The organism is Dyella humi (assembly GCF_044904605.1).
GTDB classification, from domain to species: domain Bacteria; phylum Pseudomonadota; class Gammaproteobacteria; order Xanthomonadales; family Rhodanobacteraceae; genus Dyella_B; species Dyella_B humi.
This window is the reverse complement of sequence record NZ_JADIKI010000023.1, coordinates 1486208-1506052: the sequence shown is the minus strand read 5'-3', so window position 1 is coordinate 1506052 and position 19845 is coordinate 1486208. Positions and strand designations below refer to the sequence as shown.

The 19845-nt window shown below is 59.9% G+C and carries 19 protein-coding genes; 13 read left to right on the top strand and 6 right to left on the bottom strand.

Translation table 11 applies throughout. The features are described from left to right. Window positions 1-58 precede the first annotated feature (58 nt). Window positions 59-1399: an ATP-dependent protease ATPase subunit HslU gene (hslU, locus tag ISP18_RS18000; protein ID WP_380015296.1), complete on the top strand. Its 1341-nt coding sequence runs from the start codon at window positions 59-61 to the stop codon at window positions 1397-1399. 109 nt (window positions 1400-1508) lie between these two features. Continuing rightward, window positions 1509-2123: a hypothetical protein gene (locus ISP18_RS17995; RefSeq protein WP_380015293.1), complete on the top strand. Its 615-nt coding sequence runs from the start codon at window positions 1509-1511 to the stop codon at window positions 2121-2123. A gap of 104 nt (window positions 2124-2227) precedes the next feature. Here ISP18_RS17995 and ISP18_RS17990 read toward each other — a convergent pair whose 3' ends face one another. Further along, complete coding sequence (locus tag ISP18_RS17990; RefSeq protein ID WP_380015290.1) at window positions 2228-2914, bottom strand: glutathione binding-like protein; 687 nt, start codon at window positions 2912-2914, stop codon at window positions 2228-2230. A gap of 165 nt (window positions 2915-3079) precedes the next feature. Between ISP18_RS17990 and ISP18_RS17985 the strand changes: the two genes are divergently transcribed. Further along, window positions 3080-3547 carry a hypothetical protein gene (locus ISP18_RS17985; protein WP_380015287.1) on the top strand — a complete coding sequence of 156 codons (468 nt, stop codon included), beginning with the start codon at window positions 3080-3082 and terminating at the stop codon, window positions 3545-3547. A gap of 112 nt (window positions 3548-3659) precedes the next feature. Then, window positions 3660-4556, top strand: coding sequence for a ribokinase (gene rbsK / locus ISP18_RS17980; RefSeq protein ID WP_380015284.1), 897 nt, complete (start codon window positions 3660-3662; stop codon window positions 4554-4556). Here rbsK and mnmE read toward each other — a convergent pair whose 3' ends face one another. The 4 genes from mnmE to rpmH are packed head-to-tail and all read right to left on the bottom strand — an operon-like array spanning window position 4557 to window position 8231. Further along, on the bottom strand, window positions 4557-5909 hold the full coding sequence (gene mnmE / locus ISP18_RS17975; RefSeq protein WP_380015281.1) for a tRNA uridine-5-carboxymethylaminomethyl(34) synthesis GTPase MnmE: 1353 nt from the start codon (window positions 5907-5909) through the stop codon (window positions 4557-4559). It abuts the gene before it with no gap. A gap of 51 nt (window positions 5910-5960) precedes the next feature. Further along, entirely contained in the window at window positions 5961-7643 is a 1683-nt protein-coding gene (yidC, locus tag ISP18_RS17970) for a membrane protein insertase YidC (RefSeq protein ID WP_380015278.1), read from the bottom strand. Between the two features lie 60 nt (window positions 7644-7703). Next, complete coding sequence (gene rnpA, locus ISP18_RS17965; RefSeq protein ID WP_380015275.1) at window positions 7704-8084, bottom strand: ribonuclease P protein component; 381 nt, start codon at window positions 8082-8084, stop codon at window positions 7704-7706. Between the two features lie 12 nt (window positions 8085-8096). Continuing rightward, window positions 8097-8231 (bottom strand): 50S ribosomal protein L34, encoded by a 135-nt coding sequence (gene rpmH / locus ISP18_RS17960; protein WP_007510029.1) that lies wholly within the window; start codon window positions 8229-8231, stop codon window positions 8097-8099. 180 nt (window positions 8232-8411) lie between these two features. On the opposite strand from rpmH, the gene dnaA reads away from it, so the two are divergent. From dnaA to ISP18_RS17915, 9 genes are all read left to right on the top strand, one after another. Further along, entirely contained in the window at window positions 8412-9746 is a 1335-nt protein-coding gene (gene dnaA / locus ISP18_RS17955) for a chromosomal replication initiator protein DnaA (protein ID WP_380015270.1), read from the top strand. 248 nt (window positions 9747-9994) lie between these two features. Continuing rightward, the gene (gene dnaN / locus ISP18_RS17950) at window positions 9995-11095 is read left to right on the top strand and encodes a DNA polymerase III subunit beta (protein WP_380015266.1); all 1101 of its coding nucleotides are present in this window, start codon (window positions 9995-9997) and stop codon (window positions 11093-11095) included. A gap of 91 nt (window positions 11096-11186) precedes the next feature. Continuing rightward, window positions 11187-12266 (top strand): DNA replication/repair protein RecF, encoded by a 1080-nt coding sequence (gene recF, locus ISP18_RS17945; protein ID WP_380015263.1) that lies wholly within the window; start codon window positions 11187-11189, stop codon window positions 12264-12266. A 76-nt stretch (window positions 12267-12342) separates the two neighbouring features. Beyond that, window positions 12343-14757, top strand: coding sequence for a DNA topoisomerase (ATP-hydrolyzing) subunit B (gene gyrB / locus ISP18_RS17940; RefSeq protein ID WP_380015260.1), 2415 nt, complete (start codon window positions 12343-12345; stop codon window positions 14755-14757). Window positions 14758-15062: 305 nt separating this feature from the next. Beyond that, window positions 15063-16361, top strand: coding sequence for a tetratricopeptide repeat protein (locus ISP18_RS17935; protein WP_380015257.1), 1299 nt, complete (start codon window positions 15063-15065; stop codon window positions 16359-16361). Between the two features lie 225 nt (window positions 16362-16586). After that, window positions 16587-17246 (top strand): energy transducer TonB, encoded by a 660-nt coding sequence (locus tag ISP18_RS17930; protein ID WP_380015254.1) that lies wholly within the window; start codon window positions 16587-16589, stop codon window positions 17244-17246. 48 nt (window positions 17247-17294) lie between these two features. Beyond that, window positions 17295-18071, top strand: a complete 777-nt coding sequence (locus tag ISP18_RS17925; protein ID WP_380015251.1) for a MotA/TolQ/ExbB proton channel family protein — start codon at window positions 17295-17297, stop codon at window positions 18069-18071. Window positions 18072-18081: 10 nt separating this feature from the next. Beyond that, the gene (locus tag ISP18_RS17920) at window positions 18082-18504 is read left to right on the top strand and encodes an ExbD/TolR family protein (protein ID WP_380015248.1); all 423 of its coding nucleotides are present in this window, start codon (window positions 18082-18084) and stop codon (window positions 18502-18504) included. A 6-nt stretch (window positions 18505-18510) separates the two neighbouring features. Beyond that, entirely contained in the window at window positions 18511-18930 is a 420-nt protein-coding gene (locus tag ISP18_RS17915; protein ID WP_380015245.1) for an ExbD/TolR family protein, read from the top strand. A 161-nt stretch (window positions 18931-19091) separates the two neighbouring features. On the opposite strand, the gene ISP18_RS17910 is transcribed toward ISP18_RS17915, so the two are convergent. After that, window positions 19092-19835: a pyridoxine 5'-phosphate synthase gene (locus tag ISP18_RS17910; protein ID WP_380015893.1), complete on the bottom strand. Its 744-nt coding sequence runs from the start codon at window positions 19833-19835 to the stop codon at window positions 19092-19094. Between the last annotated feature and the right edge of the window lie 10 nt (window positions 19836-19845).

Sequence of the window (19845 nt, the reverse complement as noted above, 5' to 3'; positions counted from 1 at the left end):
ACCCGCAATCCTCACGTTCCCTGTTCCCCGTTCCTCATTCCCTGGGTTTAAAAAAACCATGTCCGAGCTCACTCCCCGCGAAATCGTCAACGAACTGGATCGCTACATCGTCGGTCAGCACGACGCCAAGCGTGCCGTCGCCATCGCACTGCGCAACCGCTGGCGTCGCATGCAGCTGGAACCGGCACTGCGCGAGGAAGTGACGCCGAAGAACATCCTGATGATCGGCCCTACCGGCGTCGGCAAGACGGAAATCGCGCGCCGCCTGGCCACGCTTGCCAACGCCCCGTTCGTGAAGGTGGAAGCCACCAAGTTCACCGAAGTGGGTTACGTGGGCAAAGACGTGGAATCGATCGTGCGCGATCTCGCCGACGTGTCCTACAAACTCACGCGCGAGCAGGCGATGAAGCGCGTGCGCTCGCAGGCCGAAGACCGCGCCGAAGATCGCATCCTGGATGCGCTGCTGCCGCGCCGCATGTCGCCCACCGACTGGACGCATGACCCAGCCCCGGCTGCTTCGCTCGAAAACGACACACGTCAGAAGCTGCGCAAGCAGCTGCGCGAAGGCGCGCTGGACGATCGCGAAATCGAATTCGATGTCGCCATGAACGTCGGCGTGGAAATCATGTCGCCGCCTGGCATGGAAGAAATGGGCCAACAGTTGCGCCAAATGTTCCAGAACCTGGGCGGCGCGCGCACGCAAAAGCGCAAGCTGGCGATCAAGGCCGCGCGTCCGTTGCTGGTCGACGAAGAGGCGGCCAAGCTGCTCAACGACGAGGAAATCCGCGCACTGGCGGTGGAGTCGGCCGAGCAGAACGGCATCGTCTTCATCGACGAGATCGACAAGATCGCGCAGCGTTCCGAATGGGGCGGCGCGGGTGTGAGTCGCGAAGGTGTGCAACGCGATCTGCTGCCGCTGGTGGAAGGCTCCACGGTGTCCACCAAGTACGGGCCGATCAAGACCGACCACGTGTTGTTCATCGCCTCCGGCGCGTTCTCGCTGGCCAAACCGTCGGACCTGATTCCGGAACTGCAGGGCCGCCTACCGATACGCGTCGAGCTGGCGGCACTCTCGGTGGATGACTTCAAACGCATCCTGCGCGAGCCGCACAGCGCGCTCACCAAACAATACGTGGCTCTGCTCGGCACCGAGGGCGTGACCCTCAGCTTCGAGGACTCCGGCGTCGATCGCCTGGCCGAGGTGGCCTACCAGGTGAACGAACGCACTGAGAACATCGGCGCCCGCCGCTTGCATACGGTGATGGAGCGCCTGCTGGAGAAAATCTCCTACGAAGCTGCTGACAAATCCGGCGAAAACTATGTGATTGACGCCGAATATGTCGATAAAAACCTTTCTAGCCTGGTCAAGGATGAGGATCTGAGCCGATACATCCTCTGATTCGGCGAGTTTTCTGTAAGCGCTTGTTTATAAAAGCTAACTTTTCTGAACATCGGCAGTTAGCGGGCTGTAAACAAGCGGCCAGACCCCCTCTGATAAAATGGTGGCCATGGGTACGATCATTGAACTGAAGGCCACCGGCTCGCGTGCGCAACTCCGCGAAGCGCAGCAGAAACAGCAGCTGGTGCGTCTATGGCGCGGCGAATTAGAACACGGCAGCTTCTGCGGTTATGTCGGTAGCGTGGGCCGGGAATTTTTCCTGCTATGGGTTGTGGGTGACGGCGTTACCTACGATGGCATGTATGTGATGCGTCATCGCGACATCACCGAGCTGGAGACCCCGGACAAGCACTCCAACTTCATGGAGAAAGCGTTGGTGCTGAAGAACCTGGTGCCGCGCCTGCCGCGCAGCTTCCCGCTCGACGGCATCCGGGACGTGGTGCAGGCCGCTAGCGCGATGGCGCCGGTGATCGGTGTGCACGTCGACAGCGAAGACGAGTCGGAAGTCTGCTACATCGGCCGCCTGATCAGCATCGAGGAAGACGGCTTCAACATGCAGGAAATCACACCCGATGCGGAATGGCTGAGTGAGCCTTCGTTCTTCGCCTGGGACGAGGTGTCCACGGTGACGATGGAAGACGGCTATGCGCAATCCCTGCTTGCTGTGGCCGGCGCACCGCCGCCGCTATTGCAGGGCGATTCCGGTGTCGGCCGGGCGCAATGAAATGCATGAAGAAGCCCGCCGAATGGCGGGCTTTCTTTTTGATAGTCCAATCTCGCAAAGAACCAACATCGCGATGCATGCATGACATACGCGAACTTGCATTCTCATCGCCCAAACAGATGTCGACGCGCCTCCTCATCCGAGCGCAAATCCGTTTTGCCCTCGATGGTGTCAGCGATCGCGTACGCTCGACGCGTCGCATCACGATCACGAATTCGCTCGAACCAGCGCTTCAGATGCGTAAAATCTTCCAGCTTCATACCCTGGTTTTCGTACGGCACGATCCACGGATACGCCGCCATGTCAGCAATGGTGTATTCACTGCCCGCAATGAAATCCCGTCCATCCAGCTGCTTGTCCAATACGCCATATAAGCGGCGCGTTTCACGCATGTAGCGGTCGATCGCGTACGGAATCTTTTCCGGCGCGTAGCGGTTGAAGTGATGGTTCTGCCCGAGCATGGGTCCAAGACCGCCCACCTGCCAGAAGAGCCATTCCAGCGCGGTGAATCGACCACGCAGATCCTTGGGCAGGAAACGCCCGGTCTTTTCCGCCAAGTACTGCAAGATCGCGCCCGATTCGAACACGCTGACCGGCGCTCCACCATCGGCCGGTTCTGTATCGACGATGGCCGGCATGCGGTTGTTAGGCGAAATCTTCAGGAACGCGGGTTCGAATTGCTCGCCCTTGCCGATGTTCACCGGCTTGATGGTGTAGGGCAGACCGGTTTCTTCCAGAAATAGGGTGATCTTGTGGCCATTCGGTGTGGGCCAGTAATGAAGTTCGATCATGATCGGCTCCAGGGCGGAAAGTCCCAGCGTCGGGGCGCCGTCCGGGCTTTCAAGGTCGCGAAGGTTAGATGTGCCCAGACACGGTAAACGACACACGCGCTTCGTCGTTTCCTTATCTTGCCGGCCGTCGACTGATGGCCTCACCCAAGGAACCTGGAGAGACCCATGAACAGATTCGCCTCGCGTTTCGCCCTGCTCGGCCTGGCGCTCGGTGTCGCGAGCTTCGCCCCTGCCGCGTTCGCCCAGGACGGCGGCTCGGCCGCCGACTCGAACAACGCACCGGCTCAGCAACACCGCGCACCACCGGATCCACAGAAGCAGGCCGCACGCCTCGCCACACGGCTGGGGCTGAGTGACGATCAGACGTCCAAGCTTACCGCGATTCTGCAAGATCGCCAGCAACAGCTCGCCGCCGTGCGCAGCGACAGCTCACTAGCTCCGCAGGATCGCCGCGCCAAGCTGCACTCGATCCAGCAAGGCGCCGATACGCAGATCAATGCCGTGCTTACGCCCGACCAACAGAAGCAATATGCCACCCTGAAGCAGAACATGAAGGATCGCTGGCAAAACGCGCATGGTGCGCCGAACACTTCCGGCGGCGCCGATAGTGGCTCGGACAACGACAGCCACTGATCGACCGAACGGGTACGCGCTGGCATAGCTGGCGCGTATCGGCGCACGAACTACCCTCGCCACGCTTCTGCGTTTACGCTCTCGCAAGTCATCCACATTTTGCGAGAGCTTCATGACCCGCATTGTTGTCGTCGGCAGCATCAATATGGATCTTGTCACCGTGGCGCTGCGCTTCCCCGCACCGGGTGAAACGCTGCTGGGCGAACGCTTTCTGTCCGTGCATGGCGGCAAAGGCGGCAATCAAGCCGTGGCTGCCGCGCGACTGGGCGCCGACGTGCACATGATCGGCGCTGTCGGCGACGATGCCTTCGCGCAGTCGCTGTGTGACGGACTCGCAGAAGAAGGCGTGGACGTGACACATGTAGCGCGCATCGCCAACTCCAGCAGCGGCACGGCATCCATTATCGTCGCCGGCGGCGAAAACGAAATCGTCGTGGTGTCCGGCGCCAATGCGCGACTGGAACATTCACATGTCGCTAAAGCACAACATTTGATTGCGAACGCCGATGCCGTATTGGTACAGATGGAAATTCCACTTCAAACCGTGGAAGCCACGCTACGCATCGCGCACGCGCAACAAGTGCCGGTCATTCTCAATCCCGCGCCCGCGCAGCCATTGCCTGAAGCGTGGTTGCGTCTTGCCCGCTACATCACGCCCAATCAACACGAACTCGCCACCTTGCTTGGCGCCGATGCTTCCGAAGATTTTCGTGACCTGATGCGTCGCGCGCCATGTCCCGTGGTGCTGACGCGCGGTGGCGAAGGCGCATGGTTTCGTGAAGAAGGCGAGCCACAACATCAAACCGGCTTCGCAGTGGAAGTCGTAGATAGCACCGGCGCCGGCGATACGTTCAACGCCGCGTTTGCCGTGTTTCTGCACGAAAGCTTGCCGATCGCCGTACGCAAGGCGTGCGCGGCGGCAGCACTGTCCGTCACGCGCCTTGGTGCGCGCGGCGGCATGCCGCGCACCGCCGAAGTGGATGCATTACTGGCAAGACAGCGCGTTTGATTACTTGCCGATGCAGAACGAACTGAAGATGGCGCCGAGCAAATCATCGCTGGTGTAGGTGCCGGTGATTTCACCAAGCGCGTGTTGCGCCTGACGCAATTCCTCGGCAGCAAGTTCACCGGCGTGCGTATCCGTGAGCACGTGCGCCGCACGATCGAGATGATCGGATACCAGCTCAAGCGCCAGCACATGTCGACGCCGAGCGCTGAAAGCGCCCTCGCCGCTGCCCGCACCGGCCAATTGTTTGAGCTGTTCGCGTAACGCCTCGAGGCCTTCGCCGGTTTTTACCGAGAGCCAAAGCCAACGCGCGCCATCGTGCATGTCTGCATGTGGCCGTTCGTCACCAAGATCGATTTTGTTGATGACGACGATGCGTTCGACGTTCGATGGGAGATCACGCAACCATGCAAGGTCGGTATCTGCATGCCGTGCATCGGTAATGAGCAGCACGGCATCGGCGCGCTCGCGTTCACTGTGAGCGCGGCGCACGCCTTCGCGCTCCACGGGATCGTGCGTATCGCGCAAACCGGCAGTATCGGCCAGCTCCAACGCAATGCCCTCCAGCGAAATGCTTTCGCGCAGCACGTCGCGCGTGGTGCCGGCGATGTCAGTGACGATAGCGCGTTCGCTGCCGGCGAGTGCATTGAGCAAGCTCGATTTGCCGGCGTTGGGACGGCCGACGATGGCAACACGCAGACCATCGTTGAGTCGCACGCCGCGCTGGGCTTCGCGCAGCAGATCCGCAAGTTGTGTGCGTAGCGATTGCAGTTTCTGGGTGATGGCAGGATCGGCGAGAAAGTCGATTTCTTCCTCAGGAAAATCGATCGCGGCTTCGATGTGCACACGCAAAGCGATCAGCGCTTGCAGCAAGGCATCCACTTTGCGCGAGAAGACACCTTCCATCGATTGCAGCGCTGCGCGTGCGCCGGCTTGCGAACGTGCGGCGATCAAATCCGCAACGGCTTCTGCTTGCGCAAGATCGAGCTTACCGTTGAGGAACGCGCGCTCGGTGAATTCACCAGGACGTGCGAGACGGGCGCCAAGTTCGCATACGCGACGCAGCAGCGCATCGAGCAACACCGCACTGCCGTGGCCTTGCAACTCGAGCACATGTTCGCCGGTGTAAGAAGCGGGAGCAGGGAAGTACAGCAGCAGGCCGCGATCGATCAGCTCGCCATCTGCCGCGCGGAATGCGGCGAAGTGAGCATGGCGTGGAGAGGGTAAACGGCCCAGCAGGGTTTGCGCGATGGAAAGCACACGCGGGCCGGATACGCGCACGACACCGACGCCCGCCGCACCAGGTGCACTGGCGATGGCGGCGATGGTGTCGTCATGGAGAGGTTGTGCGGCCATGGTGCATCAGCATAACCGCAGAGGGCGGCCATGGCCGCCCTCGCGAAGTTCTTATGCTGCCGCCTTGGCCGGCGGTGCGGCATCGGCGCGGCGCATCATCCACCACTGTTGCAACAAACGGCACAGGCCGTTGACCGCGTAGTAGAGCACCAAGCCCGACGGGAAGAACAGGAAGATCACCGCGAACATCAACGGCATGAACTTCATCATCTTCTGCTGCGCAGGATCCATGCCCGGCTGGACGGGCATCAGCCATTGCTGCGCCAGCATCACGATGGTGTAAAGAACCGGCAGCACGAAGTACGGATCGGCGGCAGACAAATCGTGAATCCAGCCGAAGAACGGTGCTTGGCGCAGCTCCACGCTATCGCGCAGCACGTAGTACAAGCCATAGAAGATCGGAATGGTGATCAGCAGCGGGAAGCAACCCGCGGCCGGGTTCACCTTCTCCTTCTTGTACAGCTCCATCATCGCCTGCTGCATCTTCTGGCGATCGTCACCGTAGCGCTCCTTCAACGCATCAATGCGCGGCTTGAGCTTGCGCATTTTGTTCGCCGACTCGAACTGCGCATTGGTGAGCTTGAAGGTGGTCAGGTTGATTAGAAGCACCAGCAGGATGATCGATACACCCCAGTTGCCGGTGAGCTTGTCGAGCTGCGCGAGAATCCAGTGCAACGGCTCGGCGAAGATCTTCAACATGCCGTAGTCGATGCTGAGGTCCAGGCCCGGCGCAATGACCGCAAGTTGATCAGGGAGCTTGGGCCCCATGTAAAGCTGCGCCGTGCTGCTGGCTTGCTGGCCGGGCGCCACGCTGATCTGGGGACCGACGCTGCGAATCACATAGCGCGGCTTGCCGTTGGCCTCGTTAACTACGGCGCTGGAGAACGTGTCCGCTTCCTTCGCCGGCGGAATCCATGCGCCGAGGAAGTACTGCTGCATCATCGCCACCCAGCCACCGGTAACTGCGTTCGTCTGCAGCGGCTCCTTCTCGAACTTGTCGAACTGCAGCTTGTTGAATTTTTGCTCCGGGCTGTACCACACGGCGCCGAAGAAGCCGTAGCGCGACTGGTCAGAAATGCGCTGTAGGAAGTTGCTGTACACCGGCGCCGGACGATCCACGCGCTGCAGCTGACGATAGGCATTGCCGTCCCAGGTTTTGCTGCTGCCGTTGTCGATCTGCTGATCCAGGTCGATCACGTAGCTGCCGCGATGCACGGTGTAGCGCTTGATCACCTTGACCCCGGAAGCGTCAGTCCAGGTGAGCTCAATATTCAGCGCATCCTGGCCGGAAGCGAGTTCATAGCTGCTCTGCGCTGCCTGGAAAATCGCACGATGGTCGGGCGCGGCACCGTCAGCGCTCACCAGCCCGCTTTGCGCGGCGAAGTAATCAACATCGCCGTCGTCGAGCAGACGAATCGGCGCCGGGTTTGGATCCTTCTTCGTGCGCGGTGTGACTGGATACTTCAGCAGCTCGGAGCGCACGATGCTGCCGCCACGCGTATCGATGGTCAGGCGCAGTACGTCGGTAGTAACGGTTACAAGCTGAGCAGTTCCCGTTTCACCGCCATTGGCGATCGCTGGCGCGGCGCCGGGCGCGCTGTTGCTGTTAGTGCTGGTGCTTGAGGCAGTGCTCGGTGCGACTGGATGCGGGCCGTAATCTTGTTCCCATTGTTGGAACAACAGATAGGCCACTGCCAGCAGGGCAAAGAGAAGGAAGGTGCGCGTTTGATTCATCGCGTAGCGATCCGAAAGAGGGCCCTGCCATGGCAGGCCAGGCGAGTGAAAGAAGGAAGGTCAGCAAGCCATTGTGGAGGTGTCGCCTTCACGCTTCAACGGCGGCAACTTGCGCCAGAGAGCATCGAGCTCGGCCAGCAGCACGGCGCCGGACAATACACAGGCCTGTTCGCGGGCCATCACCAGCAAATCCACCGGTGGAAGTGTGTGACGGGCGCGGCGAAATGACTCGCGTACCAGCCGCTTAATGCGGTTGCGATCCACGGCGCGCTTGGAAACCCGCTTGGAAATGGCAAGGCCGAGCCTGGCGTGGCCTACATCATTCTGCCGATAGCGCACAGAAAAACAGCGGCCGCCGAAGCGACCGCTGGCTTGACGCAAGACCGCAAAATCACCGGCTCGGCGAATCCGCGCCTCGCGCGGCAGGCCGGCGGTGCCCATAAACGCGATCGCTTACGGGATCAGGCGCTTGCGGCCCTTGGCGCGACGTGCGTTGAGCACCTTGCGACCGTCGGCCGTGGCCATACGAGCACGAAAGCCGTGCGTGCGGGCGCGCTTGAGCTTGCTGGGCTGGAAGGTCCGCTTCATGGCTTCCTCCTAATGTTGGGGTGAAAAAGATTGGGGATTATGCGGAATCAGGCCGAACTGTGTCAAACACAATCGTGGCGGCAACTTGTGGATATCCGTGTGGATAGATGTCCGAGGAGTACTGTTAGACTTCCTGGTCCACCCTGCGCGAAAGCGCCCCTGCTGTGGCTGAAAGTATCCATGAGTGATTTGTGGCGGCGCTGTCTCGAGCGTCTTGAAGGTGAGTTGAGCGCCGAGGACCTGCACACCTGGCTTATGCCACTGCAGGCGCGCGACGATGCCGACGGTTTGCAGCTTTACGCCCCCAATCCCTACACATTGGATGCTGTTCGCGACCGTTACCTGACGCGGATCGAGGCAGTACTGAGCCTGTTGAGCGGGCAGAGCATGACGGTTCGCCTGGAAGTAGGCTCCAGTAGCGCTAACGGCAGCCATCGTCCCACGCCGGTCGTCGTTAAGCCGTCCGCGGTAGCGGAAGCCCCTCCGCTGAATTTTCACCACAATCTTGACCCGCACTACACCTTCGAGACCTTCGTCGAGGGCAAGTCCAACCAGTTGGGCAAGGCCGCGGCGATGCAGGTGGCGCAAAATCCGGGCCGCGCTTACAACCCGTTGCTGCTTTACGGCGGTACCGGCCTGGGCAAGACGCATTTGATGCACGCCGCCGGCAACCTGATGCGCGAGCACAATCCGAACTTCAAGGTGCTTTACCTGCGCTCGGAGCAGTTTGTGGGCTCGATGATCGAAGCGCTGCGCACCAAGAGCATGGACGAGTTCAAGCGCCGCTTCCGTTCGGTGGATGCGTTGCTGATCGACGACATCCAGTTCTTCGCCGGCAAGGACACTACGCAGGAGGAGTTCTTCCACACCTTCAATGCGCTGTTCGAATCTAAGCAGCAGATCATTCTTACCTGCGATCGCTACCCGAAAGAAGTGGACAAGCTCGAGCCGCGCCTGAAATCGAGGCTGGGTTGGGGACTGTCGGTGGCGATCGAGCCGCCGGATTTCGAAACGCGCGCTGCGATTCTGCTAGCGAAGGCGCACGACAAGGGCGTGAAGGTGAGCGAAGACGTAGCGATGCTGCTGGCCAAGCGCATCCGCTCCAACGTCCGCGACCTGGAAGGTGCGCTCAACACACTCGCGGCGCGCGCGAATTTCTATGGGCGACCGATCACCACGGATTTCGCGGAAGAGACCTTGCGCGATCTGCTGGCCACGCATGCGCAGGCGGTGACGGTGCCGAACATCCAGAAGATCGTCGCCGAGTATTTTGGTGTGCGCCTGCAGGATCTCCTGTCCAAGCGCCGCGTCCGTTCATTGGCGCGGCCGCGCCAGATCGCGATGGCGCTGTCCAAGGAGCTTACCGAGCACAGCCTGCCCGAAATCGGAGAGGCCTTCGGCGGTCGGGATCACACCACCGTGCTGCATGCCTGCCGCACCATCCGCAAATTATGCGAAACCGATACGCGCATGCGGCAGGACTGGGAACAGCTGATTCGCAGTTTGACCGGATGATCTTGCGCGTTCGTTGAACAAGCGCTTGAAAAGCGGTCGGGTATCCTGTGGATAATATGGTGATGCTTTGATGTGCCAAAGTTATCCACTGACGATGCACAAGCCGCAAAGCGTTCCAAGCACAGGGGAATTTTATGCAACCCTTTGTTGTTCAAGGATAATTGGCAGTTTTTAAGTTATCCACGCCACCTACTACAACCACTACTCTTCTTTTAAAAACAGAACTGCAGGATAGGGAAAGCGCAAACATGCAATTCAGCATCCAACGAGAAGCTCTGCTTAAACCCTTGCAGCAGGTTGTCGGTGTGGTGGAACGTCGTCAGACGTTACCGGTACTCGCCAATCTTCTGGTGAAAGTCGGAGGGGGCAAACTGTCCTTCACCGGTACTGATCTGGAAGTAGAGATGGTTGCTTCCACCGAAGCGGAAAAGCTGTTGGACGGTGAAACCACCATCCCCGCGCGTAAGTTGTTCGACATCGTGCGCGCACTGCCGGATGGCGCGAAGATCGAGCTGAAACAGAACGGTGATCGCGTCGCGCTCAACGCGGGCCGCAGTCGTTTCACATTGGCCACGCTACCAGCGACTGAGTTTCCAACCATCGATGAAATTGAGTTGGTCGAGCGGGTGAGCCTTCCGGAAGAAGTGCTGCGTGATCTGATGGAACGCACTTCGTTTGCGATGGCCAATCAGGATGTGCGCTATTACCTCAACGGCATGCTGCTCGATTTGCAGGAACATGCGCTGCGCTGCGTGGCGACGGATGGGCATCGTTTGGCGCTGAAGGAAACGCATCTCGAGAGCAAAGTATCGGCGCGCCGGCAGATCATCATTCCGCGCAAGGGCGTCAATGAGCTGGTTGGCTTATTGGAATCCGGCGATGGTTCGGTGGAGCTGGAGTTCGGTCGGAATCACTTGCGCGTGCGTCGCGGTGAAGTGGTGTTTACGTCCAAGTTGATTGATGGCCGTTTTCCGGATTACGAAGCGGTGATCCCGCTCGGTGCAGACAAGCGCGCTACACTAGATCGCGAAGTGCTTCGCGGCGCCTTGCAGCGCGCAGCCATTCTTTCCAACGAAAAGTACCGCGGCGTGAAATTGGAGTTTTCGCCCAGCAAGCTGCGTATCGTCGCGCACAACCCGGAGCAAGAAGAGGCGGTGGAGGAGGTGGAGGCGGATACCGGCGTCTCCGATCTCACCGTGGGGTTCAATGTCGGTTATCTGCTGGATGCGCTGAATGCGCTGCGCGGTGACAAGGCACGTTTGAGCCTTCGTGATGCGCAGTCGAGCTGCCTGGTGCAGGAAGAGGACAACGAACAGTCTCGGCACGTGATCATGCCGCTGCGGCTCTGATCGTCGCTTTCATGATTGTTTGTAGGCTGTATTCGCCTTTGCGACGCCGGAGCCAGAAGCTCCGGCGTCGTCGTTTGGGAGCTCATCAGCCATGAGGTTGGAGCGGCTGCATTTGCAGGGATTGCGCTGCATAAGCGATCTGACTCTGGAGCTGGCGTCCGGTTTTAACGTTCTGCTCGGTGCGAACGGAGCAGGCAAAACGTCGGTATTGGAGGCGGCTTTCCTGCTTTCGCATGGTCGCTCGTTCCGCAGTGGGGCGCGTGACGCGCTTGTGCAGCGGGGAACGTCCGGTTTGAATGTTTTTTCAAGCGTGCGGCATGACTCTGGAGTAGTGCATCGCCTGGGCTTGGGTCGGGAAGGTGCGCGTTGGGACGCTCGCTTGGACGGGCAGGATGTTCCCATGGGCCAATTGATCCGGGAATGTGCCGTGGTTTGCTTTGAACCCGGTTCACATGCGTTGATTGCTGGGGCCGCGGAGGAAAGGCGACGTTTCCTGGATTGGGGTGTGTTCCACGTGGAACATGATTTCCTGGTTACCTGGCGGCGCTACCAAAGAGCGCTCAAGCAACGAAATAGCCTGCTTCGGAACGGGCAGGATGCCGACGAGCGGTTACTTGGTCCTTGGGAACTGGAGCTGGCTCGCACCGGCACGCTGATTGATCAATGGCGCCGGACGTATTTGGACGCACTGCAGCCGTTCCTCCGGGAGCAGGCGGTCCTGCTGCTTCCTGAGTTGGGAGTTATCGAGCTGCGTTACCGGCCCGGCTGGCCGGAGGGCGAGGATTTGGCGCAGGTTTTGGCGTCCCAGCGAGCTCGTGACCAGGGCAGGGGACATACCACCTCGGGCGCCCATCGGGCGGACTGGTCGCTTTCCTTCGAGCTGGCACCTCAGCGGGAGCACCTTTCCCGCGGCCAGGAAAAGCTCACCGCGCTAATCTGCGTGCTGGCCCAGGCCTGGCTAGATGCCAAGCATCGGGGCGAGTGGCCCATCGTCTGCTTGGATGATTTGGCGTCGGAGCTCGATCAGGCCCACCAGGCAGCTGTGGTGAACAGCCTACGCGGCACTCAGGCGCAGGTCCTGATTTCCGGTACGGAGCTGCCTAAGGTGCTGGAGCAGACTCCGGTCAAGATGTTCCACGTGGAACAGGGGCAATTGACGCGCCTGTTATAATTGATCGGTTGCATCCAGCTCGGCTCCCTTGGCGCCACACCGAGCGGGATTACTGGCGTCGGAATATGGTTACTGCATGAACGCATCCTACGATTCGAACAGCATCAAGGTACTCAAAGGTCTGGAAGCGGTGCGCAAGCGCCCTGGCATGTACATCGGCGATACCGATGATGGCACCGGCCTTCACCACATGGTGTTCGAAGTCGTCGACAACGCCATCGACGAAGCCTTGGCCGGCTACTGCGACCACGTGATCGTAACCATTCATGACGATAGTTCCGTCAGCGTGCAGGACAACGGTCGTGGTATCCCGGTGGACACACATCCGGAAGAGGGCCGTTCCACTGCCGAAGTGGTCATGACGGTGCTGCACGCCGGCGGCAAGTTCGATGCGAACTCGTACAAGGTGTCCGGCGGCCTGCACGGCGTGGGCGTATCCGTGGTGAACGCACTCAGCGACCACCTTTGGCTGACCATCTACCGCGACGGGCACGAGTACCACCAGGAATACCAGCTGGGCGAACCGCTGTACCCGGTGAAGCAGGTGGGACCGGCCGAGAAGCGCGGCACCACGGTGCGCTTTCGGCCCAGCCCGGGAACCTTCACCAATATCGAGTTCCATTACGAGATCCTGGCCAAACGCCTGCGTGAGCTGGCCTTCCTCAACTCCGGTGTCACCATCGATCTGCGCGATGAGCGCGGGGAAGAGCGCGCCGATACGTTCGCCTACGAGGGCGGTATCAGGTCCTTCGTGCAGCATCTGGCGCTGCTCAAGACGGCGCTGCATCCCAATGTCATCAGCCTCACCGCACAGCAGGACGCCATCACCGTCGATCTGGCGATGCAATGGACCGACTCCTACCAGGAGACGATGTTTTGCTTCACCAACAACATTCCCCAGCGCGACGGCGGTACCCATCTCACCGGTTTCCGCGCCGCGCTGACGCGCGCGATCCAGGCCTACATCGAGAAGGAAGGGTTGGCCAAGAACGCCAAGGTCACGCTATCCGGCGATGACATGCGCGAGGGCTTGATCGCCGTGCTGTCCGTGAAGGTGCCGGACCCGAAGTTCTCCTCGCAGACCAAGGACAAGCTCGTGTCGTCCGAGGTGAAGACGGTGGTGGAGCAGGTGGTCTACGAGAAGCTCGGCGAATTCCTGCTCGAGCATCCGAACGAAGCCAAAGCCATCGCTTCCAAAGTGGTAGACGCCGCCCGCGCCCGCGAAGCCGCTCGCAAGGCCCGCGAGATGACCCGCCGCAAAGGCGCGCTCGACATCGCTGGCCTGCCGGGCAAGCTGGCCGACTGCCAAGAAAAAGATCCTGCATTGTGCGAACTATTCCTGGTGGAGGGTGACTCCGCAGGCGGCTCGGCCAAGCAGGGCCGCAACCGCAAGACGCAAGCCGTGCTGCCGTTGAAGGGCAAGATCCTCAACGTCGAAAAGGCACGCTTCGACAAAATGCTTTCCTCTGCCGAAGTCGGCACGCTGATTACCGCGTTGGGCACCGGCATCGGTAAAGAGGATTACAACCCCGACAAGCTGCGCTACCACCGCATCATCATCATGACTGACGCGGACGTGGACGGCTCGCACATCCGCACGCTGTTGCTGACTTTCTTCTACCGTCAAATGCCCGATCTGATCGAGCGCGGTCACGTCTACATCGGCCTGCCGCCGCTGTACAAGCTCAAGCAGGGCAAGCAGGAGCTGTATCTGAAAGACGATGCAGCGCTCAACGCGTATCTCATTTCCAGCGCCGTCGACAACGCTGAGCTGACGTATAGCCCGGATGCACTGCCGATCAGCGGCGAAGCCTTGGAAAAACTGCTGCGCGATTATCAGACGGCGCTGGATCAGATCGACCGTCTCGGACATCGCTTCGATACCAACGTGCTGAGCGCCATGCTTGAGCATCCGCCGATCGACGCGCATCACTGGGAAGACCCGGTTGCCATGCAAAGCTGGCTGGATGGTGTCGCGCGGAATCTTGCATCCAGCGGCCTGGGCAAGCCGCGCTATCGGCTTTCATTCCGTCCGTCGCATGGCGAACAGCCGGCCGCGATCGAAGTCGTGCGCGACCAGCACGGCCTCAGCCACACTTGGCTGCTTCCCCAGCCGTTCTTCGGCGGCTCCGAATTCCGACCCATTCTCGCCATCAGCCAGCAGTTGGCCGGACTGGTTCAATCCGATGCAGTCGTCCGACGAGGCAATGCTTCGCGCGGTGTCATCCGCTTTGCGGACGTGCGTACCTGGTTACTGGACGAAGCCAAGAAGGGTCGCACCATCCAGCGCTTCAAGGGCCTTGGCGAAATGAATCCGGAGCAATTGTGGGAAACCACAGTGAATCCAGAGACGCGGCGCATGCTCCAAGTGGGCGTCGAAGACGCCATTGCTGCAGATCAGATGTTCTCGATGCTGATGGGCGAGGCAGTCGAACCACGCCGCGACTTCATCGAGGCCAATGCGCTGAAGGTGGCCAACCTCGATATCTGAGTTTGAGCAGGCGCGTCGCGGATTCCGCAGCGCGCCTAAGCGTGAACTACTGTACTAACGCATTAATACAAACAGACAGGCATATACGTGTCCGTCACAACGGCCGCCGGATGCTCGTGCATGCAAATGAGGCATTTTCGGGCCCGCAATGCGGAGCCGTATGGCGACAATGTCATAACCGTTTGATTTTGAAGAAACTTTAATGTGGCAATGCAGCTTGTTATCGATAGCACGCTCAGGTTAATCTCAACGATCCCCCGCACGCTTCGTGCGCGTAATTCGAATCCTTCCATTTGAGGAACGCTATGAAACACGCTTCCCTGAAGATGCTGGCCGGCGCAGCGCTTGCGTTGATGTTGGCAAGCACTCCGGCGCTAGCGAGCGACAATTCGTCGAGCGACCAGCAGAAAGCGGCTCCGTTGTATCCCAATGCGACCCGCAAAGAACCGAAGCTGGATCTGACCGACAAGAAAGAACAGGAAGCGCTCAACAAAGGACTCGACGCCGCACAAGCCAACAACAAGGATCAGGCCACGCAATTGCTGCAGCCGCTGGTCGACAGCAGCAAGAGCAAGTACGTGCAAGCGATGGCGCTGCAGGGCTTGGCTCGCGTGCATGCGACGAACAACGATATGCCGGGTGGCATCGATCTTCTGAAGCGTTCGCTTGACAACGGTGTGATGCCGAACGACGCATACTTCCAACTCGAATACGAACTGGCGACGTTCTACTTGCTCAATCAGCAATACCAGCCGGCCATCGATCAAGTCGAAAAGTGGCGCGCCGAAGGCAAGAAGGAAACGCCTGAGTCCTACGCGCTGGAAGGCGAAGCGTATTACCGCATGCAGAAGTATCCCGAATCGATTGCTGCGATCAAGAAAGCGCAGTCGATGACGGATAAACCTGATCCGCGTTGGAATCAGTTGTTGATGCTCGCCTACAACGATTCGGGTCAAAAAGATAAAGCCGCCGACGTCGCCAAGCAGCAAGTGGCCGCTGCGCCGACCGATCCCACCAGCTTCCACAACGCGCTGAGTCTGGACATCCAGATGCAGAAGTATGACGACGCGTTGAAGCTGATGGAGGATGGCAAGGCGAAGGGCTTGCTCAGCACGGAAAGCGACTACGTGACCATGGCTAAGCTTTATATGAATAAAGCGCAGGACCAAGCCACGCAGGATCCGGGTCCGGATACTGAAAAGGCCACGCAAGTACTGCAAGAAGGTATGACTAAGGGCATCGTCAAACCCAGCGCAGAGAACTACGTACTGATGGGCGACGCGAGCATGATCGGTGGCAACGCTGACGCTGCGGCTGCTCAATACAAAAAGGCAGTACCACTCGCCAGCGATGGCGAGGCGGCTTACAAGGCTGGCGTTGCGCTCGTTACACAGAACGAATACAGCGCTGCCAAGCCGCTGCTCCAGCAGGCCATCAGCAAGGGCGTGAAGCACAAGGGCAAGGCCTACATGGCCCTGGCCCAAGCGAACGTCGGCCTAAAGGATAAGGCAGCTGCGGCCGAAGCAGTCATGGAAGCTGAGAAGGATCCGGAAACCGCCTCCCAAGCCAAGAAGTGGCTGAAGGAAGCCAACATTGGCGGTTGATTGAAAAGCACGTGGCGAACGCAATGCAGTGCACCCGGATGGACGTCCATAAGATAGCCATCCGATGCCTACACAAAAGCTATACAAACGCCATGTGCTGTTGTACCGTTGGACTTTTCCCGCGTTGTCCAGTGGCAAATGTCACCCTATATGGGAGCGGACTTTTGCCGCTGAATGCTGCGACCACGAATCCTCCGATTACTAGCTCCTGATTGAAAGCGACAGATGGCCTCAAGTAACGAAGATACCGGCGCTAAGCCGTTCAGTTGGGGGCGCACATGGGCGCTGGCGGTAGCCATTGCGCTGCATGCGTTTGCTTTCCTGATACTGATTGCGCCAATGGCGCCCCCGAAGACGGCGGAAGTTCAGAAAGAAAAGATCGTGCAGGTGAACTTCATCGAACCTCCGCCGCCACCTCCTCCTCCCCCGCCGCCTCCGCCGGAACCGCCGAAGCAGCCGCCGCCGAAGATCATCAAGCAGGTGGTCCCGCCGCCGACTCCGCCGCCGCCGGCTCCGCCGCCGCCTTCGGAAGAAGCGTCGAACAATCCTGCACCGTCGCCGCCGCCGGCTCCGCCTGCGCCACCGGCTCCGCCTGCGGATATCACGGCGAGCCAGGATATCAGCTACAACAGTCGCATGCAGCCTAAGTATCCGCCGCAGGCAATTCGCCAACGGCACGAGGGCACAGTGACGCTGTTGATTCTGGTAGCCGTGGACGGCACGCCGAAGGACATCAAGGTCGAACAGTCCAGCGGCTTCCGCGAACTGGATCGCGCAGCGATTGAGGCGGCCCAGAAATGGCGCTTCAATGCTGAAATGAAAAACGGTAAGAAGGTTGAAGGTTACGTACGCGTACCCGTCAACTTCAATCTCAATCAGCTGTAATACCTATTACAGTTACAGTTCACGCCTGACTTCCTAAGGGTAGCGTTTATGTTCCAACAAACTCCTGCGTCCGACGCCGCCGCTCCGGCACTGGGTGGCAACGCCAATGCGATGGCCATGCAACAAATGGGTTTCCACGACCTGCTCCACAACTTCGATTTTCTGGGGTGGATCGTGTTCGTGGTGCTCGTGGCGATGTCGTTCTCCTCGTGGTACTTCATCATTGCCAACGCCATCCGCAACTCGATGGTCCGCGGTCGCGCCGATGGCGTGATCAACGGTTTCTGGTCCAACAACTCCACGCAAGACGCGATTCGTGAGCTGGAAGCCCAGCCCAAGGGCGAACCCTTCTCGAAGATCGCGTTGGACGCCGCCTCGGCGGTCGCTCACCACCAGCAGGCTTCTGCCAGTGGTGGCCGTCTTGCCGAATCGCTGAGCCGTTCGGAATTCATCGACCGCGCTCTGCGCCAGGCTGTCGCTCGCGAAAGTCTGCGTCTGGAAGGTGGCATGACGCTGCTCGCCACGGTCGGTTCTTCCGCGCCGTTCATCGGTCTGCTCGGTACTGTGTGGGGCATCTACCACGCCCTGATCCGTATCGCGGCTTCCGGTAATGCTTCGATGGAAGCGGTGGCCGGTCCGGTGGGTGAAGCGCTGATCATGACCGCCTTCGGTCTGTTCACCGCTATTCCGGCCGTGCTTGCCTACAACTTCTTTACCCGTTCCAACCGCCTGACCTACGCCCGTTTCGACGAATTCGCGCATGACCTGCACGACTTCTTCGCCACCGGCGCACGCGTCGAAGGCGTCGCCCCGACTCAGAAGTGAGGATTGACCCATGGCGATGAGCTCCGGAAACGAGTCCGGCTCGCCGATGTCGGAAATCAACGTCACGCCGCTGGTTGACGTGATGCTGGTGCTGTTGATCATCTTCATGATCACAGCACCGCTGATGTCGCACCGGATCACGGTGAAGCTGCCGACGGCGAATCCGAAAACCACGGATACGCCGCCGCTGACACCACCGATGGATATTGCCATCAAGGATGACGGCAGCATGTATCTCAACGACGATCAGAACCCGATCAACGATTCCGAGTTGAAGGCCAAATTTGTAGTTTTCGCGGCCATGTCGCCACAGCCGGAACTGCAGATTCGTGCCGCCAAAGACACGGAGTTCAAGACCGTCCGGAAGGTGCTTGGCGAAGCCAAGGACTCAGGGATGGTCCACGTCGGCTTCATGACGACCGGCAAGGAGTGATGAGCCATGGCATTTAGTACAGGTGGTGGCAAAGGCCCCATGGCCGACATCAACGTCACACCGCTGGTCGACGTGATGCTGGTGCTCCTGATCATCTTCATGATCACGGCGCCGATCATGACTCACAAGATCAAGATCGACCTGCCGCAGCCGAATCCGAACGTGATTCCGCCAACGAATCCGCCGGAACCGATCCGCTTGAAGATCGATCAGTCGGGTGCGTTCTACTGGAACGATACCCCGGTGGACGAGGCGCAGCTGAAGACACAGATCGCGGTGATCTCGACTAAGGCGGAATCCGAGCAGCCGGAAGTGCAGATCGATGCGGCCGACCAGGTGCCTTACCAGGTGGTGGCTCGTGTGCTGGCTGACGCGAAAAGCTACGGCTTGAACAAGATCGGCTTTACCGAAAGCAGTGGACAGTAACAGCGGCGGTTGAATCGGAACAGTTCAACCGTGCAGCCAAGCGTTACCCACAGAACCCCCGCGTATGCGGGGGTTTCTGTTTTACGGGCATACCACTCACACTCATCGCCGTTTTCTCCTACTTGGCGATAAAAGCAAATAGCCGTCTAGACGGCCAAACCTCAGCGAAGAATTTGCAGATACTTGCGTACCGTCGTGGCCAGCCCTTCGTAAAGCGCCTCGCCTATCAAGGCATGCCCGATAGATACTTCGGCAAGCCCGGGAATGGCCGCGCGCAAAGTGCCGAGATTGGCCTGGCTGAGGTCGTGCCCCGCGTTCACCGCCAAGCCTGCTTGTTGCGCGCGGCGTGCCGTATCGACACACAAGGTCAATGGCTCCTTCGCGTCACCTTCCGCAAAAGCATGGGCGTACGGGCCGGTGTAGATCTCCACGCGCTGCACGCCCAACGCCACGGCATGTTCGAAACCTGTTGCGCCCGGATCGACGAACAAACTCACGCGGCAGCCCAGCTCGCGCAGTTCGGCGACTAGGGGACGTAGTCGTTCCGCATCCTGGGCGAGGTCGAAACCATGGTCGGAGGTGATCTGGCCATCGCTGTCGGGCACCAGAGTCACCTGGGTCGGGCGCACCTCGCGAGCCAGCGCGATCAGCCCGGGATATTCGCCACGCGGTGGCGCAAACGGATTGCCCTCGATGTTGTACTCGACCCGTCCGCGCAGGATGGCGGCGAGCGTGCGCACATCGTCGGGGCGCACATGACGCATGTCCGGGCGTGGATGCACCGTAATGCCGCCGCAACCGGATTCAATGCAGGTCACTGCGGCGCGCGCGATATCGGGTTCGTCGCCGCCGCGCGAATTGCGCAGCACGGCGATCTTGTTGAGATTGACGCTGAGCAGGGTCATGGAGGCCAAG